This is a genomic window from Methylobacterium ajmalii, assembly GCF_036448855.1.
Lineage (GTDB): Bacteria > Pseudomonadota > Alphaproteobacteria > Rhizobiales > Beijerinckiaceae > Methylobacterium > Methylobacterium ajmalii.
Genome location: NZ_JAZFXT010000018.1, coordinates 51,105 through 68,184 on the forward strand (window position 1 = coordinate 51,105; position 17,080 = coordinate 68,184).

At 70.6% G+C, this 17,080-nt stretch carries 13 protein-coding genes; 9 read left to right on the forward strand and 4 right to left on the reverse strand.

The features are described from left to right. Positions 1 to 54: 54 nt before the first annotated feature. From tkt to V3T34_RS07085, 3 genes are all read right to left on the reverse strand, one after another. The gene (gene tkt, locus V3T34_RS07075; protein WP_305078217.1) at positions 55 to 2,133 is read right to left on the reverse strand and encodes a transketolase; all 2,079 of its coding nucleotides are present in this window, start codon (positions 2,131 to 2,133) and stop codon (positions 55 to 57) included. A gap of 40 nt (positions 2,134 to 2,173) precedes the next feature. Continuing rightward, positions 2,174 to 4,060, reverse strand: a complete 1,887-nt coding sequence (locus V3T34_RS07080) for a glycoside hydrolase family 15 protein (RefSeq protein WP_091886246.1) — start codon at positions 4,058 to 4,060, stop codon at positions 2,174 to 2,176. 81 nt (positions 4,061 to 4,141) lie between these two features. After that, on the reverse strand, positions 4,142 to 4,843 hold the full coding sequence (locus tag V3T34_RS07085) for a hypothetical protein (RefSeq protein ID WP_060845655.1): 702 nt from the start codon (positions 4,841 to 4,843) through the stop codon (positions 4,142 to 4,144). Between the two features lie 233 nt (positions 4,844 to 5,076). On the opposite strand from V3T34_RS07085, the gene V3T34_RS07090 reads away from it, so the two are divergent. Together V3T34_RS07090 and V3T34_RS07095 are read left to right on the forward strand one after the other, a co-directional pair. Then, complete coding sequence (locus tag V3T34_RS07090) at positions 5,077 to 5,691, forward strand: ANTAR domain-containing response regulator (RefSeq protein WP_091744911.1); 615 nt, start codon at positions 5,077 to 5,079, stop codon at positions 5,689 to 5,691. Then, on the forward strand, positions 5,688 to 6,689 hold the full coding sequence (locus V3T34_RS07095) for a CmpA/NrtA family ABC transporter substrate-binding protein (protein ID WP_305078218.1): 1,002 nt from the start codon (positions 5,688 to 5,690) through the stop codon (positions 6,687 to 6,689). Before V3T34_RS07090 ends, V3T34_RS07095 begins: the two co-directional genes overlap by 4 nt. A gap of 97 nt (positions 6,690 to 6,786) precedes the next feature. Here V3T34_RS07095 and V3T34_RS07100 read toward each other — a convergent pair whose 3' ends face one another. Beyond that, positions 6,787 to 7,380, reverse strand: a complete 594-nt coding sequence (locus tag V3T34_RS07100; protein ID WP_305078219.1) for a TetR family transcriptional regulator C-terminal domain-containing protein — start codon at positions 7,378 to 7,380, stop codon at positions 6,787 to 6,789. 89 nt (positions 7,381 to 7,469) lie between these two features. Here V3T34_RS07100 and V3T34_RS07105 point away from each other — a divergent pair, with 89 nt between their 5' ends. The 7 genes from V3T34_RS07105 (at position 7,470) to V3T34_RS07135 (ending at position 16,776) form a co-directional block, all read left to right on the forward strand. Next, positions 7,470 to 8,447: a DMT family transporter gene (locus tag V3T34_RS07105; RefSeq protein ID WP_305078221.1), complete on the forward strand. Its 978-nt coding sequence runs from the start codon at positions 7,470 to 7,472 to the stop codon at positions 8,445 to 8,447. Positions 8,448 to 8,853: 406 nt separating this feature from the next. Next, a complete protein-coding gene (locus V3T34_RS07110; protein WP_091886260.1) occupies positions 8,854 to 10,140 on the forward strand; it encodes a CmpA/NrtA family ABC transporter substrate-binding protein in 1,287 nt (428 codons plus the stop codon). Position 10,141: 1 nt separating this feature from the next. Then, a complete protein-coding gene (gene ntrB, locus V3T34_RS07115; RefSeq protein WP_060845661.1) occupies positions 10,142 to 11,002 on the forward strand; it encodes a nitrate ABC transporter permease in 861 nt (286 codons plus the stop codon). An 11-nt stretch (positions 11,003 to 11,013) separates the two neighbouring features. After that, positions 11,014 to 11,808 (forward strand): ABC transporter ATP-binding protein, encoded by a 795-nt coding sequence (locus V3T34_RS07120; protein ID WP_305078222.1) that lies wholly within the window; start codon positions 11,014 to 11,016, stop codon positions 11,806 to 11,808. 5 nt (positions 11,809 to 11,813) lie between these two features. Then, positions 11,814 to 13,031, forward strand: coding sequence for an NAD(P)/FAD-dependent oxidoreductase (locus tag V3T34_RS07125; RefSeq protein ID WP_060845663.1), 1,218 nt, complete (start codon positions 11,814 to 11,816; stop codon positions 13,029 to 13,031). 11 nt (positions 13,032 to 13,042) lie between these two features. Continuing rightward, complete coding sequence (locus V3T34_RS07130) at positions 13,043 to 14,830, forward strand: NirA family protein (protein WP_305078223.1); 1,788 nt, start codon at positions 13,043 to 13,045, stop codon at positions 14,828 to 14,830. A 335-nt stretch (positions 14,831 to 15,165) separates the two neighbouring features. After that, positions 15,166 to 16,776, forward strand: a complete 1,611-nt coding sequence (locus V3T34_RS07135; RefSeq protein ID WP_305078224.1) for a sulfite reductase subunit alpha — start codon at positions 15,166 to 15,168, stop codon at positions 16,774 to 16,776. Positions 16,777 to 17,080: the final 304 nt, after the last annotated feature.

Consider the following 17,080-nt stretch of genomic DNA (forward strand, 5'->3'; position numbering starts at 1 on the left):
GACGATGGAGGCCGTGCAGCCCGCCGGAGACATCCGGCGGGCTGCACAGGATTCTCAGCCCTTCGCCTTCGCCACCTGGGCGCGGGCGGCCTCAAGCACCTTCTCCGGCGTGAAGCCGAACTTCGACTGCAGGTCCTTGATCGGCGCCGAGGAGCCGAAGGTGTGCATGCCCAGGATCGTGCCGGCGCTGCCAGTGTAGCGATCCCAGCCGATCACCGAGCCCTGCTCGACCGCGACGCGGGCGATCACCTCGGGCGGCAGCACGCTGTTGCGGTAGGCCTCGTCCTGCTGCTCGAACAGCTCCCAGGACGGCATCGACACCACCCGGGCCTTCACGCCCTCGGCGATCAAGGTCTCGTAGGCGCCGAGGCAGAGCTGCACCTCGGAGCCGGTGCCGATCAGGATCACGTCCGGCTTCGCATCGTCGGCGCCGGCCAGCACGTAGGCGCCCTTGGCGGTGCCCGAGGCCGGGGCGTACTTCTCCCGGTCGACGGTCGGCAGCGGCTGGCGGCTCAGCGCCAGCACCGCCGGCTGGTGCTTGAGCTGCATGATGACGCGATAGGCCTCCGCCACCTCGTTGGCGTCCGCCGGCCGGAAGGTGACGAGGCCGGGAATCGCGCGCAGCGCCAGCAGGTGCTCCACCGGCTGGTGGGTCGGCCCATCCTCGCCCACCCCGATCGAATCGTGGGTGAAGACGTGGAAGACCGGCAGCTCCATCAGGGCGGCGAGCCGGATCGGCGGGCGCATGTAGTCGGAGAAGACCAGGAAGGTCGCCCCGTAGGCGCGCAGGCCCACGAGGCCCAGGCCGTTGACGATCGAGCCCATCGCGTGCTCGCGCACGCCGAAATGGATGTTGCGCCCGCCGGGCGTGAACGGCCCGAGGGTGCCGGCCTCCGGGCTCTCGAGCTTGGTCTTGTTCGAGGGCGCGAGGTCGGCCGAGCCGCCGAGCAGCCACGGCACCCGGTTGGCGATGGCGTTGAGCACCTTGCCGGACGATTCGCGGGTGGCCAGCCCCTTGGCGTCCGCCGGGAAGACCGGGATCTCGGCGTCCCAGCCCTCCGGAAGCTCGCCGGCGAGATAGGCGTCGAGGTCCTTGGCGAGGCCGGCGTCCCCGGCCTTCACCTCCTCGACGAGGGCCAGCCACTCCTCGCGCAGGGCCTTGCCGCGGGCGCCGATCCCGTTGCGGAAGGCGTCGTAGACGCCGTCCGGTACCAGGAACTGCGAATCCTCCGGCCAGCCATAGGCGCGCTTGGCGCCCTTGACCTCGTCGGGGCCGAGCGCGTCCGAGTGGGCCTTCGGCGTGCCCTGCTTCGTCGGCGCGCCGTAGCCGATCACCGAGTTGACGATGATCAGGGTCGGGCGGTCGCCCGATTGCAGGAAGGTCTCGAGGGCGTGGGCGACGGCCGCGGTGTCGTTGGCGTCGGCGACCCGCAGCACTTGCCAGCCATAGGCCAGGAAGCGGGCGGCGACCTCCTCGCTGAAGGCGAGGTCTGTGTGGCCCTCGATGGTGATGGTGTTGTTGTCGTAGATCCAGCACAGGTTCGACAGGCGCAGGTGCCCGGCGATCGAGGCGGCCTCGGCCGAGACGCCCTCCATCAGGTCGCCGTCGCTGCACATGGCGTAGACGTTGTAGTCGAAGACCGGCCGGTCGCCGTGGGCCAGGCGCTCGCCGAGGAAGCGGCCGCCCATCGCCATGCCGACCGAATTCGCCACGCCCTGGCCGAGCGGCCCGGTGGTTACCTCGACGCCGGTGGTAAAGTGGTATTCCGGGTGTCCCGGGGTGCGGCTGTCGAGCTGGCGGAACTTCTTGATGTCCTCCAGGCTGACCGCCGGGGCGTTGCCCCCGTCGTTCTCCGCCACCTCGGCGAGGTGGAGCAGGCTGTAGAGCAGCATCGAGGCATGCCCGACCGACAGCACGAAGCGGTCGCGGTTCGGCCAGTGCGGGTTCGCCGGGTCGTAGCGGAGGTAGCGGTTCCACAGGGTGAAGGCGACCGGGGCCAGGCCCATCGGCGCGCCGGCATGGCCGGAATTGGCCTTCTGCACCGCATCGATCGTCAGCGTGCGGATCGTGTCGATGCAGCGCTGGTCGATCTCGCTGGTGCCGGCCTTCGCCTTGGTGTCGGCTGCGCTCATGTCTGGGCCTCGTCGGAATGGGGTATCGGGATGCGCCGCCTCACGACGTCGCGCCCTGGGCCGCGTGCGGCAGCATGACCGGGCGTTCGCCCGCCTGCCCCGCCGCGTCAGGGTCTCCGCCGCGCTCCTTAGCGGGTCCGACGGCGCGACTGAAGTTCAGAAGCGTGTTGACCAACGCGACATGGCTGAACGCCTGCGGAAAATTTCCGACCTGGCGCTTGCGCACCGGGTCGTATTCCTCGGCGAGCAGCCCGACGTCGTTGCAGAGCGCCAGCAGCCGCTCGATCAGGGCGCGGGCCTCGTCGCAGCGCCCGAGCCCGATCAGGTTGTCGGCGTACCAGAAGCTGCACGGCAAGAAGGCGCCCTCGCCGGCGGGCAGGCCGTCGGTGGTCTGGCCGCTGGTGTCGTAGCGCAGCACGAAGCCGTCATGCATCAGCTCGCGGCCGATCGCCTCGACGGTGCCGACGACCCGCGGATCGTCCTGCGGCAGGAAGCCCATATGGGCGATCAGCAGCAGGCTCGCGTCGAGGTCCTTCGCGCCGTAGAACTGCACGAAGCTGTTGCGCTCCCGATCGAAGCCCTTGTCGCAGACCTCGCGGTGGATCTCGTCGCGGGCGGCGCGCCAGCGCGCCACCGCGGTCTCGTCCCCGGCGGTCGGCTCCTCGTCGGCGACGTGCTCCTCGTAGAACTTGATCGCCCGGTCGAAGGCGACCCAGGCCATCACCTTCGAATGGACGAAGTGCTTGCGCCCGCCGCGCACCTCCCAGATGCCCTCGTCCGGCTCGCGCCAGACCCGCTCGAGGTGGTCGAGGAGGGCACGCCCGACCCGCACGCCCGATTCGTCGGCCCGCATCCCGCGCTGGTGGGCCTGGTAGAGGGCGTCGAACAGCTCGCCGTAGACGTCGAGCTGGAACTGTTGCGCGGCGGCGTTGCCGACCCGCACCGGGCGCGAGCCCTCGTAGCCCGGCAGCCAGTCGAGCTCGATCTCGGGCAGCAGGCGCTCGCCGGCGATGCCGTAGAGGATGTGGGCCTGGGCGGGGCTGCCCGCCACCGCCCGGGTGAGCCAGTCGCGCCAGGCCCGGGCCTCGTCGATGTAGCCCGCATCCATCAGTGCCAGCAGCGTGAAGGTCGAGTCGCGCAGCCAGCAGAACCGGTAGTCCCAGTTGCGTACCCCGCCGATCTGTTCGGGCAGCGAGGTGGTGGGTGCTGCCACGATCCCGCCGGTCGGCCGGTAGATCAGCGCCTTGAGGGTCAGGAGCGAGCGCGTCAGCACCGCGTCCCAGGGCGTGCCGCCGCGGCAGCGCCGGCACCAGGAGCGCCAGTAATCGACGGTGCCGGAGAGCACCTTGCGCGGCTCGATCGGCGGCGGGTCCTCCTCGTGCGAGAGGCCCCAGCTCAGCACGAAGGCGGTGCTGCGCCCTTCCTCGATCGTGAAGTCCGAGACCGTCGACTGGCCGACCCCCTTGAGCGGCGCACGGGTGCGAAGCACCAGCTTGTTCGGCCCGGCGATGGCGCGCAGGTCGTCGTTCTCGCTGCGCGACACCCAGGGGACGGCGGAGCCGTAATCGAAGCGCACCACCAGATCCATGCGCATCGCCACCCGGCCGCGCACGCCCTCGACCAGGCGCACCAAGTGGGTGCCGTCCTCGACCGGCATGTAGTCGAGCACCCGCACGACCCCCTCGGGGGTCTCGTGGATGGTCTCGAGGACCAGCGTGTCGTCCAGGTAGCGGCGGGTGGTGGTGGCCGCGCCCGCCGGCGCGATCTTCCAGTGGCCGTGATCCTCGCGGGTGCCGAGCAGGGCCGCGAAGCAGGCGGAGGCGTCGAAGCGCGGCCAGCACAGCCAGTCGACGCTGCCGTCGCGCCCGATCAGCGCCGCGCTGCGCCCGTCCCCGACGAGCGCGTAATCCTCGATGAGCAACGCCATGATGCGTCCCGAACGGAAGTCGTGACGCCCGTAGCTAGAGCGGCCTTCCCTTCGGTCCAACCCGATTCCGGCCGCGTCCGGTCAGCGCCGGCGGTCGATCAGGTCGATCATCGCGGCGCCGGCATTCACCATCCCGTCGCCCATCGCCGCCACGGTCTGGGTCACCACCCGGCCGGTCGGCATGAAGGGGAGCCAGGGCGAGGAGGACCGCCCGGTCTCCGGGCCGGTGCTCGCCGTGCGGGTCGCGGGGCTGCGTCCGGTCTCCGGCGCGGACTCCGTCTGGGCCTTCGCCTTCGGCATCTCGGGCCGGGCCGGCGGGCGCAGGCCCGCGAGCGCCGGCACCGCGCGGGAGCGGTGGGGGGCGGCAGCGCGGCGGGCTGCCTTGCCCTCCGGCTTCTCCTCGGCGGCCTTCTCGCCGATTCTGGCCTCGGCGATCACCGGCAGGACCAGCGGGGTGGCCTCCGCCGGCATGGCGGCCTCGGGCGGCAGGGTCGCCACCAGGGGGAATTGCCGCTCGAACTCGAGTGGGTAGGGGGCGCGCACCCGCCCCTCGCCCTCGGGAGCGCCGCGGAACAGGTCCGCCCCGGGCGGCAGCGGCTGCATCGCCACGATCTGGCCCTCTGGCGCCCGCGGCTCCGGTTCGCGCCAGTACAGCGAGCCCGCGGCCAGGCAGATCGCCACGCAGGCGGTGGGGAGCAGCGGCAGGTAGCCCCGCGAGGCGCCGGGCAGGCTTCCGATGGCGCCGATCGTCGCCGTCTCGCGCATCCGCCCCTTGTCCCGCATCCCAGCCTCCTCGCCGCCGATGCCGCAGTGAAGCCCCGGTTTCGGGCCGAAGCGGGGCCGTTTCTTTGCGCTTTCGTGTCCGCGGGCGGTCCGTGCGGCGGCCGCTTCGGACGGAGGGCGGGGATGCCACGCGCCCCCCCTTGGGTTAGGGAGCGGACGTGACCACCCCGTTCCCGGGTCGTCGCGCGGGATTCCGCCCGCACGGCCCGACTTTTGCGTGATCCGACGCCGACATGCCCGACCGCGCGACCCCCGCCCCGTCCCCGGGCGACAGCCTGACCATCGCCGTCGTCGACCCGAGCCGTGCCCGGGCGGCGATCCTGGAGGAGGGCCTGCGTGCCGTCGAGGGCGCCCGGGTGGTGGTGATCCCCGACACCGCCGACCTCCTCGACCGGCTGTCGGCCGTCTCGCCCGACGTGGTGGTGATCCACCTCGAGAGCCCGAGCCGCGACCTCCTTGAGCAGATGTTCGGCGTCTCGCGCCTCGTCGAGCGGCCGGTGGCGATGTTCGTCGACCGCTCCGACACGCCGATGATGCAGGCGGCGGTGGATGCCGGCATCTCGGCCTACATCGTCGACGGCCTGCGCGCCGAGCGGATCAAGCCGATCATCGAGATCGCGATCCTGCGCTTCAACGCCTTCGCGCGGCTCCAGCGCGAGCTCAGCGAGGCGAAGGGCGAACTGGCCGACCGCAAGCTGATCGAGCGCGCCAAGGGCATCCTGATGAGCGCCAAGGGGCTGACCGAGGACGAGGCCTACAAGCAGCTCCGGCGCAAGGCCATGAACGAGAAGCGCAAGATCGTCGACATCGCCCGCGCCATCGTCACCGCCGCGGACCTGCTCGGATGAGGCTGCAGCTCGGCTACGTCCCGCTCACCGACGCCGCGGTGCTGATCGCCGCGGTGGAGCGCGGCTTCACGGAGGAGGAGGGGCTCGGCGTCGACCTCGCCCCGGCGCCGTCCTGGGCCACCCTGCGCGACCAACTGGCGCTCGGCCTCCTCGACGGCGCCCACATGCTGGCGCCGCTGGCGCTCGCCTGCCACCTGGGCCTCTCCGGACCGCAGGCCCGGCTGATCGCGCCCGCCGCACTCGCCCGCAACGGCAACGCCGTGACCCTGTCGCTGCCGCTCTGGCGGGCACTCGATGCCCGGTCGGACGCCGTGGAGGATGTCGCCAGCGCCTTCGCCCGGGTCGCCGAGGACCGGGCCGGGGCGGGGCGGCCGCTGACGCTCGGCACCGTCCACCCCTATTCCAGCCACACCTACCAGCTGCGACGGCTCCTGGCGCTCGGCGGCAGCTCGTTGTCGGCGGTGCGCCTCGTCGTGGTCCCGCCGCCCCGTACCGTCGAGGCGCTGGAGCGCGGGCTGATCGACGGGTTCTGCGTCGGCGCGCCGTGGAGCACCGTCGCGGTCGAGGCCGGGGTCGGCCGCATCGCGGCGCTCGGCGCCTACATCGCGCCGGACTGCCCGGAAAAGGTGCTGGCCCTGACCGCCGACATGGCCGATCGCGCCGCGCCGCTCCTGCGCGCCCTGAAACGCAGCGCCCGCTGGTGCGGCGATCCGGGGAACCGCGAGGCGCTGGCCGCACTGCTCGGCCACCCGCGCCATCTCGGCCTCGATCCGGCGCTGATCCTGAGAGGTCTGGCCGGGACGCTGCGGCTCGCGCCGGGCGGGCCGGTGATCGAGGCCGCGGATTATCTCGTGCTCGGGGAGCGCGAACTGACCCCCGACCCAGCATCCCTCGACTGGCTCGCCGACGAGATGGCGGCGGCCGGGCAGGTCGCGGCGGGCACGGTCCGGGCCGAGGCGGCGGGTCTGTACCGGCCGGACCTGCTGGCGGCCGCTTGAGAGGGCGACGGTCTTGCTCCCGCGAGACCCGGCTCCCTGGAGCCGCCGTCTCCCGAGACGGTTGCGAGCCGCGTCCCGACGGGTTCGACGGGCGCGCTCACGCCATCGCGTCGGCCGACAGGAGCGCTTCCATCGTCCTTTCGCGGAAACGTCTCATCGCTGCCGCGTCGCCCTCCGCGCGCATACGCACGGTGGCGCCCTCGTAGGCGTCGATGAGGGCGTCGGCGAGGCCCGCGGTATCGGTCGCGGGTGACAGCTCGCCGGCCGCCTTCGCGGTGTCGAGGAGGCCGGCGAGCTGGGTACGCCAGTTCGCGAAGGCGGCCTTAAGCCGCGTCCGGATCGCCTCTCTGTGCGGCGCGCTCGTCTGAGCCAGGACGCCGTAGAGGCACCCTCCCGTTTCCCCGGCCTCGTCCATCTCGGCCTCCAGCGCCTCGAAGTAATGTCGCAACCGCTGCAAAGGCGAGCCGTCCGTCGCGAAGCAGGCGAGCCGGAACGCCTCGTAGCGCGCCGCATAGGCGTCGACGACCGCCAGCGCGTAGGCCTCCTTGCTCGGGAAGAAATTGTAGAACGATCCCTTCGGAACGCCGGCTCCGGATAGGATCGGCTGGATGCCGATCCCCTCGTAGCCCCGGGCCAGGAAGGCCTTCAGGCCCTCCGCGATGAGGAGGTCGCGCGTGTCTCGTCGTGCCATGACGTAAAATTAGACTGGTCGTCTCAGACCGTCAACGCTATGAGTAGACCGGTCGTCTCAAGGACCGTTCGATCGAGGGGGATGCGGGGATGAATCACCGACGCCGAGACGGGCTCCTCCTCGTGGCGGCCGCCACGCTCCTGTGGAGCCTCGCCGGGCTGTTCGTGCGCCTGATCGATCTGACGGCCTGGGACCTGATCCTGTGGCGCTCGGTCTTCGCCGGCCTCGCCCTCCTGTCGTTCTCGGTCCTCCGCCCGGCCAGGGGCACGACGTTCGGGTGGATCGGTCTCGGCGCATCGATGCTGGCCGCCGTCACCATGGCCGCCTACGCCGCGTCGCTCACCTTGACCAGCGTGGCCGATGTCCTGATCGTCTACGCGACACTTCCGTTCGTGACCGCGGGGCTGGGGTGGCTGCTCCTGGGCGAGCGCCCGTCGCGCCGGTTGCTGACCGCGAGCGCGGCGGCCCTGGGCGGAGTTCTCCTGGTCGCCGGCCAGTCGGCCCGTCTCGACGGCGTGGCAGGGAATGGGCTCGCCCTCCTGATGACCCTCGCCTTCGCGGGGCTTCTGATCGTGGCGCGCCGCTTCGCGCGGATCGATCTCGTCCGGGTCAACGCCGTGGCCGCGCTCCTGTGCGTGCTGGTGGCCCTGCCGATGTCGTCGGGCGCGGTGCCGGGCCCGACCACCCTGGTGCTGCTCGCCGCCCTCGGCGTCCTGACGACGTCCCTGTCCTTCCTCCTGTTCCTGACGGGCAGCCGTCATATCCCGTCCACGGAAGCGGCGCTGATCGGCCTTCTCGATGTCGTGCTCGGCCCGCTCTGGGTGTGGATCGTCGTGTCCGAGGATCCCGGACAGGGCGCGCTGATCGGAGGCGCGACCGTCCTGGCTGCCGTGGTCTGGTACCTGGCTCCGAACCTCGGACGGCGGCCGAGGAGAGGACCGCCGGGACGGGTACGCCCGGGTCCGGGCGATACGATGCCGTCGGTGCGGCCGCTTCGCGAGACAAGTTCGTCTCGCGAGACAACTCGTTCTCGCGAAGGAGGTCGAGAGGCGGCGTCCCGGTCGTGACGGAGCGTTCGGCGGCTCCCGGGATCGCCCGCGAGTCCCCGCCCGCGACGACCGATCGGGGGACGGCCTGTCCCGTCCCCGCATCGCTGCCCATTCCCCGCCCGCCGAGCCTATCATTTGTGCATCGCACGCGCCCACCGGACCGGCGCTCCGGCCAATCCGGCCAAGCTGCGAACGATACCGATTTCAAGCACTTGATTGGTCCGCAAGGTAGTTGGCACGAAACCTGCTACCCCCTCCCGTCCGTCAGCGTCGACGGGCACCGACAGTCAGCAAAGCCGCTGACCCGAGTTCCCCGATGGGCTCGCATCCGCGCGGCCGACGGACGACCTTGGGCAGCGGCTTTTTGCGTTCCGAACCGGATCGAGCGCCTCGGCGGCGCGAACGACTTGAGGGCGAGTCATCGATGAGCAGCGTTGAGCACACCACGCGTCGCGGTCTCCTCAAGGGGGCGGCCGGCGCCCTGTCGCTGGCAGCGGCCAGCCGCGTCGCCCTGCCGGGCGGCGCCTTCGCGCAAGGAGCCGGACCCGAGGTGAAGGGCGCCAAGCTCGGCTTCATCGCGCTCACCGACGCCGCCCCGCTCTTCGTCGCCAAGGAGAAGGGGATCTTCGCGCGTCACGGCATGCCCGACGTCGAGGTCCTGAAGCAGGCCTCCTGGGGCACCACCCGCGACAACCTGGTCCTGGGCTCGGAGGGCAACGGCATCGACGGAGCCCACATCCTGACCCCGATGCCCTACCTGATCAGCGCCGGCCGGGTGACGCAGAACAACGTTCCGGTCCCGATGTACATCCTGGCCCGGCTCAACCTCGCCGGGCAGTGCATCTCGGTCGCCAAGGAGCATATGGGCGACAAGGTCGCCCTCGACGCCAAGCCCTTCAAGGCGGCTTTGGAGCGCAAGAAGGCGTCCGGCAAGTCGGTGAAGGCCGCGATGACCTTCCCGGGCGGCACCCACGACCTCTGGATCCGCTACTGGCTCGCCGCCGGCGGCATCGACCCGGACAAGGACATCGAGACCATCGTCGTGCCGCCGCCCCAGATGGTGGCGAACATGAAGGTCGGCACGATGGATTGCTTCTGCGTCTGCGAGCCGTGGAACGAGCAGCTGATCACGCAAGGCATCGGCTACACCGCGCTCACCACCGGCGAGTTGTGGAAGGACCATCCGGAGAAGGCGCTCGGCATGCGCGCCTCATGGGTCGACAAGTACCCCAACGCCGCCAAGGCCCTCCTGGCGGCGGTGATGGAAGCGCAGCAATGGTGCGACAAGCCGGAAAACCGCGACGAGCTCGCCGGCATCGTCGCCAAGCGCCAGTGGATCAACGTTCCGGCGACCGACGTCGTCAAGCGGATGAAGGGGGAATTCGATTACGGCGACGGCCGCAAGGTGTCGAACAGCCCCCATATCATGAAGTACTGGGCCGACGACGCCTCTTACCCGTACAAGTCGCACGACCTCTGGTTCCTCACCGAGGACATCCGTTGGGGCAAGTTCGATCCCCAGACCGACACCAAGGCCCTCATCGAGAAGGTGAACCGCGAGGACATCTGGCGCGAGGTCGCGAAGACCATGGGCGTGACCGCCCCGTCCTCGACCTCGCGCGGCAAGGAGACCTTCTTCGACGGCAAGGTCTTCGATCCGGCGGATCCGTCCGCCTACCTCAACAGCCTCGGCATCAAGAAGGTGGCGTGACATGGCTCTCGGAACCACCCTCGGGCGCGTCGCCGCCGTCAAACCGGAGGGGGCCCGCCGCCCCCTCGTCACCCGCGCCGCCCTGAAAGGCCTGGCGCTGCGGATCGTCCCGCCGCTCGTCGTGCTGGCGGTCTTCCTGCTGCTCTGGGAAGTGCTGTGCCAGCGCCCCGGCGCCGGCCTGCCGCCGCCCTCGCGCGTCGTCACGGAGGCCTGGGACATCATCGCCCACCCGTTCTACGACAACGGCGGCACCGACAAGGGGCTCTTCTGGCACATCAGCGCCAGCCTCCAGCGGGTGGCGCTCGGCTTCACTCTGGCGGTGATCGCCGGCGTGATGCTGGGCACCCTCGTCGGCCAGTCGGAATGGGCGATGCGCGGGCTCGACCCGATCTTCCAGGTCCTGCGCACCATCCCGCCGCTCGCCTGGCTGCCCTTGTCACTCGCCGCCTTCCGGGACGGCCAGCCCTCGGCGATCTTCGTGATCTTCATCACCTCGATCTGGCCGATCATCATCAACACCGCGGTCGGCATCCGCAACATCCCGCAGGACTATCGCAACGTCGCGGCGGTGCTCCGCCTCAACGCCTTCGAGTTCTTCGCCAAGGTGATGCTGCCCTCGGCCGCACCCTACATCTTCACCGGTCTTCGCATCGGCGTCGGCCTGTCCTGGCTCGCCATCGTGGCGGCCGAGATGCTGATCGGCGGCGTCGGCATCGGCTTCTTCATCTGGGATGCCTGGAACTCCTCGCACATCAGCGAGATCATCGTGGCCCTGGTCTATGTCGGGGTGATCGGCTTCGTGCTCGACCGCCTCGTCGCCGGCCTCGGCCACCTCGTCACCCGCGGCACCGCCACGGCCTGAGGAGGCCAACCATGACCCATCTCAGCCTCGAACAGGTCGGCATCAGCTTCACCCGGGCCGGGCGCACCACGGAAGTCTTGCGCGACGTCGACCTGAAGATCGACAAGGACGAGTTCGTCTCGCTGATCGGCCATTCCGGTTGCGGCAAGTCGACGGTGCTCAACATCGTGGCGGGCCTGCTCAAGGCCTCCACCGGCGGCGTCCTCCTCGACGGCAAGGAAGTGAACAGCCCCGGCCCCGAGCGGGCCGTGGTCTTCCAGAACCACTCTCTCCTGCCCTGGCTCACCGTGCGCGAGAACGTGGCGCTCGCCGTCGACAAGGTCTTGAGGTCGAAGAAGAGCCGGGCGGAGCGGCGCGAGTGGATCGAGCACAACCTCGCGCTCGTCAACATGACCCATGCCGCCGAGAAGCGCCCGCACGAGATCTCCGGCGGCATGAAGCAGCGCGTCGGCATCGCCCGGGCGCTCGCCATGGAGCCCAAGGTGCTCCTCATGGACGAGCCCTTCGGAGCGCTGGACGCCCTGACCCGCGCGCATCTCCAAGATCAGCTGATGGAGATCCACCTGCGGCTGAAGAACACCGTGATCATGATCACCCACGACGTCGACGAGGCGGTGCTCCTCTCCGACCGGATCGTCATGATGACGAACGGCCCCTCGGCGACGATCGGCGAGGTTCTGACGGTGCCGCTCGCCCGGCCGCGCAAGCGCCTGGAGCTCGTCGAGGACCCGACCTACACCCATGCCCGGGCCGAGGTGCTGGAATTCCTCTACGCCCGCCACGCCAAACCCGCGATCGCGGCCTGACGCGCATGTCCGAGCGCCTCGTCGTCATCGGCAACGGCATGGCCTCGCTCCGCTTCCTGGAGCGGCTGCTCGATGCCGCCCCCGGCCGCTTCACCGTCACCTGCATCGGCGCCGAGCCGGTGGCGGCGTACAACCGTGTGCTCCTGTCGTCGCTGCTCGGCGGCGAGGTCGACGAGGCGGCCTGCACCTTCCGCGGGCTCGACTGGTACGCCGAGCACGGCATCACCCTCGTCACCGGCGCGCCCGCCACCGCCATCGACACGGCGGAGCGCATCGTCCGCGTCGGCGAAGGGCTGGTGCTTCCTTTCGACAAGCTGGTCCTGGCGGTCGGCTCGGTGCCGATCCGGCTGCCGAAGCCCGGCATGGACCTGCCCGGGGTCATCACCTTCCGCGACCTCGCCGACGTCGCGGCGATCCGCCGGGCGGCGGTGGCGGGCGCCCGGGCGATCGTGATCGGCGGCGGGCTCCTCGGGTTGGAGGCGGCGGTGGGCCTGGCGCGCCTCGGCGTCGACACGACGCTGCTGCACGTCATGGACCGGCTGATGGAGCGCCAGCTCGACCACGCCGCCGCAGGCCTCGTGCGCGAGGCGATGGAGGCCCGCGGCGTGCGGGTTCTGCTCAGCGCCGACACCGCGTCGGTCGAGGGCGACGGCAGGGTCGAGCGCCTGATTCTCTCGGATGGCACGGTGCTGCCGGCCGATCTCGTGGTCATGTCGGTCGGCGTGCGTCCCTCGACGGCGCTGGCGGCAAGCGCCGGCCTCGCGGTCGGCCGCGGCATCCGGGTCGACGACACGATGGCGACCTCGGTCCCGGGCATCTACGCGCTGGGCGAATGCGCCGAGCACCGGGGCCAGACCTACGGCCTCGTCGAGCCGGCCTACGAGCAGGCCGAGGTGCTCGCCCGCCACCTCTGCGGGATCGAGGCGACTTACGCCGGCACCTCGCTCGCGACCAGCCTCAAGGTGTCGGGCCTGCCGGTCTTCTCCGCCGGCGCGGTCGACGTGCCGGACGGCGCCGAGGCCGTGACCTGGAGCGATCCGACGGCTGGCCTCTACCGCAAGCTCGTGATCGACGGCGACCGACTGATCGGCGCGGTCTTCGTCGGCGACGTCGCCGAGCAGGGCTGGTGCAAGTCCCTGATCCGCACCGGCGACACCATCACGTCCGACGACCGGGACGACCTGATGTTCGGGCGTCCCGTCTCCCACCCCCTCGCAGCGTGAAGGAGCCCGCGATGGCCGACGACTTCGACGCCGAGCAGAAGCGCTACCTCGAAGGCTTCTCCCACGGCATCGCCGCGATCCGCATGACCGGCGGCCTCGCCGGCGGCGGAACTGCGCCTGCCCACGCCGCCGAGCCGACCGGGCCGGACGCGAGCCACATCAAGGCGCAGGACCGCACCGTGAAGAACGGCGGCAAGCTCGCCGACCAGGAGAAGTGGAAGCGGGCCGAGAACCCGTTCGACGGCCACAACCGGCTCATCGCCGAGGCCGAGACCGGCAAGGCGCCGAAACCCGAGGACAATTTCCGCTGGCGCTATCACGGCCTGTTCTGGGTCGCTCCGGCCCAGAACTCCTACATGTGCCGCCTGCGGATCCCCAACGGCATCCTGCACCACTGGCAGTTCGCCGGCATCGCCGACCTCGCGGACGCCCATGGCGGCGGCTACAGCCACGTCACGACGCGCGCCAACCTCCAGGTGCGGGAAATCTCGCCCGAGCACGGCCAGCCCTTCCTCGACGGGCTGATCGATCTCGGCCTGACGGCACGGGGCGCGGGGGCGGACAACATCCGCAACGTCACCGGCTCGCCCACCGCCGGCATCGACGCCCAGGAACTGCTCGACACGCGCCCGCTCGCCAAGTCCTGGCACAACCACATCCTCAACGACCGCTCGCTCTTCGGCCTGCCGCGCAAGTTCAACGTCGCCTTCGACGGCGGCGGCGTGCTGCCAGTGCTGGAGGAGACCAACGACATCGGCTTCCAGGCGGTCGAGGTGATGGAAGGCGCGGGCATCGAGCCCGGAATCTGGATGCGCCTCGTGCTCGGCGGCATCACCGGCCATCGCGACATCGCCCGCGACACCGGCGTGGTCTTGAGGCCGAAGGAGTGCAACGCCGTCGCCGATGCGATCCTGCGGGTCTTCATCGAGAACGGCGACCGGACCAACCGCAACAAGGCGCGGATGAAGTACGTCCTCGACGCCTGGGGCTACGACAAGTACCTCGCGGCCGTGGAAGACAAGCTCGGCCGCAAGCTGGAGCGGGTCGATCCCTCCCAAGTGAAGCCTCGCGGCGGCTTCGACCGTTACGCCCATGTCGGCGTGCACGAGCAGGTGCAGGCCGGCCTGAACTGGATCGGCGTCGTCCTGCCGGTCGGCAAGATGACCACCGACCAGATGCGGGAACTGGCGAAAATTTCCCGCGAGTGCGGCGACGGCCAGATTCGCCTGACCGTGTGGCAGAATTTTCTCTTTTCGGGTGTGCCCGACGACAAGGTGGCCGAGGTCGAGTCCCGCGTGGCGCGCTTAGGGCTCTCCACCAAGGCGTCGAGCATCCGCGCCGGTCTCGTCGCCTGCACGGGCAACCGCGGCTGCAAGTTCGCCGCCGCCGATACCAAGGGCCACGCGCTCCTCATCGCCGACCACGTCGAGGCCGCCGTGCCGGGGCTCGACGTGCCGGTGAACGTGCACCTCACCGGCTGCCACCATTCCTGCGCCCAGCACTACATCGGCGATATCGGCCTCATCGGCGCCAAGGTGACGGTGAGCGAGGAGGGCGACACCGTCGAGGGCTACGACATCGTGGTCGGCGGCGGCTTCGGCGAGGCGGCCAAGATCGGCACCGAGATCTGGAAGGCCGTGAAGGCCGAGGAGTGTCCGGGCCGGATCGAAGCCCTGCTCAACGACTATCTCGCCAACCGCACCGGCTCGCAGGAGACCTTCCAGGCCTACACCGCCCGCCGCGGGCCGGAGGCGCTGAAGGGCCTCGCCGGCGAACGGCTGCTGGAGGCGGCCGAGTAAGTGCATCTCACAAAACTCCCGCCGCAATGTCGCTGCCACAGCAAGCCGAAGCAGTGATCAGGAGTTTTGTGAGAGACACTAAGGCACCCTTCTCCTCTCCCCGCGGGCGGGGAGAGGGGCGCGCCCCCCTCGTCGGGGGCGCGGCAAGCCCGCAGGGCGAGGGTGAGGGGCGTTTCCGGATGAGTCTCGCTCGTCGAGCCCCCCTCACCCCCGCTCCGGCTTCGCCTGCGCTCGCCGTGTCCCCTGAACGGGGACACGGCCCTCTCCCCGCCCGCGGGGAGAGGAGACGGCCGGTGCATCACCGGCGGAACGCCCCTCTTCTCCGGTAACCCCCGATGACCCAGCACGTCGCTCCCCCGCTCGTCCTGATCCCCGAATCCGCTCCCTTCACCACCGACCAGCGCGCCTGGCTGTCGGGCTACTTCGCCGCCCTGCTCGGACCGGCGGTCGAGGGCGCGACGGCGTTGCCGGCGGGCGAGGCGCCCGGCGGGCCGGCGCTCGCCGACAACGGCGACGCGCCCTGGCACGACCCGTCGATGCCCCTCGACGACCGCATGGCGCTGGCCAAGGAGCGCTCGGAGCCGCAGAAGCTGATGGCCGCCATGGCCCAGCAGGATTGCGGCCAGTGCGGCTACAACTGCGCCGACTATGCCAACGCCCTTTTCCTCAAGACCGAGGAGCGCCTGAACCTGTGCCAGCCGGGCGGCAAGGACACGCTCCGGATGCTGAAGAAGCTCGAGGCGGAGTTCGGTGCCGCGGCCCCGGCCGGCGCCGCGCCGGCCTCCGACGATGCCCCGAAGGCCGAAGCCCCGGTCGGTCCCTACGGCCTGTGCCGCGAGAACCCGGCCGAGGCGGTCTTTCTCTCCCGCCGCCGCCTCAACGCGCCCGGCGGCGAGAAGGAGACCTGGCACGTCGAGATCGACCTCGCCGGCACCGGCATCGACTACGTCGTCGGCGATTCGCTGGGCCTGTTTCCCGCCAACGCCCCGGCCCTGGCCGATGCGGTCATCGCCGAGCTCGGCGCCCGGCCCGAGCGGGTCATCGCGACGAAGCTCGGCGAGAAGACGCTGCGCGATCACCTGCTGACCAACTACTCGCTGGGCGGCGCCCCCGACGGGCTGTTCCAGCTCCTCTCGCTGCTGACCTCCGGCGCGCAGCGCAGGAAGGCGCAGGCGCTCAGCGCCGGCGAGGATCCGGACGGCGACGCGGCCTATCTCGACGTGCTCGGGGCGCTGCACAAGTTCCCGGGCGCGCGCCCCGACGCCGAGGTCTTTCTGGAGGCCCTCGACGAGCTGCAGCCGCGGCTCTACTCGATCTCGTCCTCGCCCAAGGCCGATCCGGGCCGGGTCTCGCTCACCGTCGATGCGGTGCGCTACAGCCATCGCTCGCGCCTGCGGCTCGGCGTCGCCTCGACCCATCTCGGCGAGCGCCTGGCCGAGACCGCCAAGGTGAAGGTCTACCTCCAGAAGGCCCACGGCTTCGGCCTGCCCTCGACGCCCGAGACCCCGGTCATCATGGTCGGCCCGGGCACCGGCATCGCGCCGTTCCGCGCCTTCCTGCGCGAGCGCGCCGCCACCGCGGCGCCGGGCAGGAATTGGCTGTTCTACGGCCACCAGCGCCAGGCCTCGGACTTCTTCTACCGCGACGAGCTCAACGGCCTGAAGGACCAGGGCGTGCTGACCCGCCTGTCGTTGGCCTGGTCGCGCGACGGGGCCGAGAAGACCTACGTCCAAGACCGGATGCGCGAGAACGGCCGCGAGCTGTGGCGCTGGTTCGAGGACGGCGCCCACTTCTACGTCTGCGGCGACGCCAAGCGCATGGCCAAGGACGTCGAGCGCGCGATCATCGACGTGGCGGCGACCCATGGCGGCAAGAGCCCCGAGGAGGCGGTGGCGTATCTCGCGGCGCTCAAGAAGGCGAACCGGTATCAGGCGGACGTTTACTGAAATCGGCGGTTCAAGGCTTCTCCCGCCCTCGACCTCATCCTGAGGTGTCAGTCCATCGGAGATTGACTGACCTCGAAGGAGGGCTCCAGAAGTCTCCGCGATCCCTGGATTCCTCCTTCGAGGCTCAGCGATCTTCGATCGCCCGCACCTCAGGATGAGGTCGAAGGCGGAGAACACCCGACAAGGGCCGGCCGCTTCCCAAGGCCGAGCAGGACGTCCGTCTCACTGAATGATGGGCTCTGCCGCCGCCCGGCGGCCCACCCCTTGCTTGCCCGAATCCACCGGCCCCACCCCACGCCCGGCG

Bases quoted from the DNA above. Each gene is read 5' to 3' on its own strand.
- V3T34_RS07130 (WP_305078223.1), top strand. From the start codon at position 13,043: ATGGCCGACGACTTCGACGCCGAGCAGAAGCGCTACCTCGAAGGCTTC.
- V3T34_RS07135 (WP_305078224.1), top strand. From the start codon at position 15,166: ATGACCCAGCACGTCGCTCCCCCGCTCGTCCTGATCCCCGAATCCGCT.
- ntrB (WP_060845661.1), top strand. From the start codon at position 10,142: ATGGCTCTCGGAACCACCCTCGGGCGCGTCGCCGCCGTCAAACCGGAG.
- tkt (WP_305078217.1), bottom strand. From the start codon at position 2,133: ATGAGCGCAGCCGACACCAAGGCGAAGGCCGGCACCAGCGAGATCGAC.
- V3T34_RS07085 (WP_060845655.1), bottom strand. From the start codon at position 4,843: ATGCGGGACAAGGGGCGGATGCGCGAGACGGCGACGATCGGCGCCATC.
- V3T34_RS07105 (WP_305078221.1), top strand. From the start codon at position 7,470: ATGAATCACCGACGCCGAGACGGGCTCCTCCTCGTGGCGGCCGCCACG.
- V3T34_RS07125 (WP_060845663.1), top strand. From the start codon at position 11,814: ATGTCCGAGCGCCTCGTCGTCATCGGCAACGGCATGGCCTCGCTCCGC.
- V3T34_RS07100 (WP_305078219.1), bottom strand. From the start codon at position 7,380: ATGGCACGACGAGACACGCGCGACCTCCTCATCGCGGAGGGCCTGAAG.
- V3T34_RS07090 (WP_091744911.1), top strand. From the start codon at position 5,077: ATGCCCGACCGCGCGACCCCCGCCCCGTCCCCGGGCGACAGCCTGACC.
- V3T34_RS07095 (WP_305078218.1), top strand. From the start codon at position 5,688: ATGAGGCTGCAGCTCGGCTACGTCCCGCTCACCGACGCCGCGGTGCTG.
- V3T34_RS07120 (WP_305078222.1), top strand. From the start codon at position 11,014: ATGACCCATCTCAGCCTCGAACAGGTCGGCATCAGCTTCACCCGGGCC.
- V3T34_RS07110 (WP_091886260.1), top strand. From the start codon at position 8,854: ATGAGCAGCGTTGAGCACACCACGCGTCGCGGTCTCCTCAAGGGGGCG.
- V3T34_RS07080 (WP_091886246.1), bottom strand. From the start codon at position 4,060: ATGGCGTTGCTCATCGAGGATTACGCGCTCGTCGGGGACGGGCGCAGC.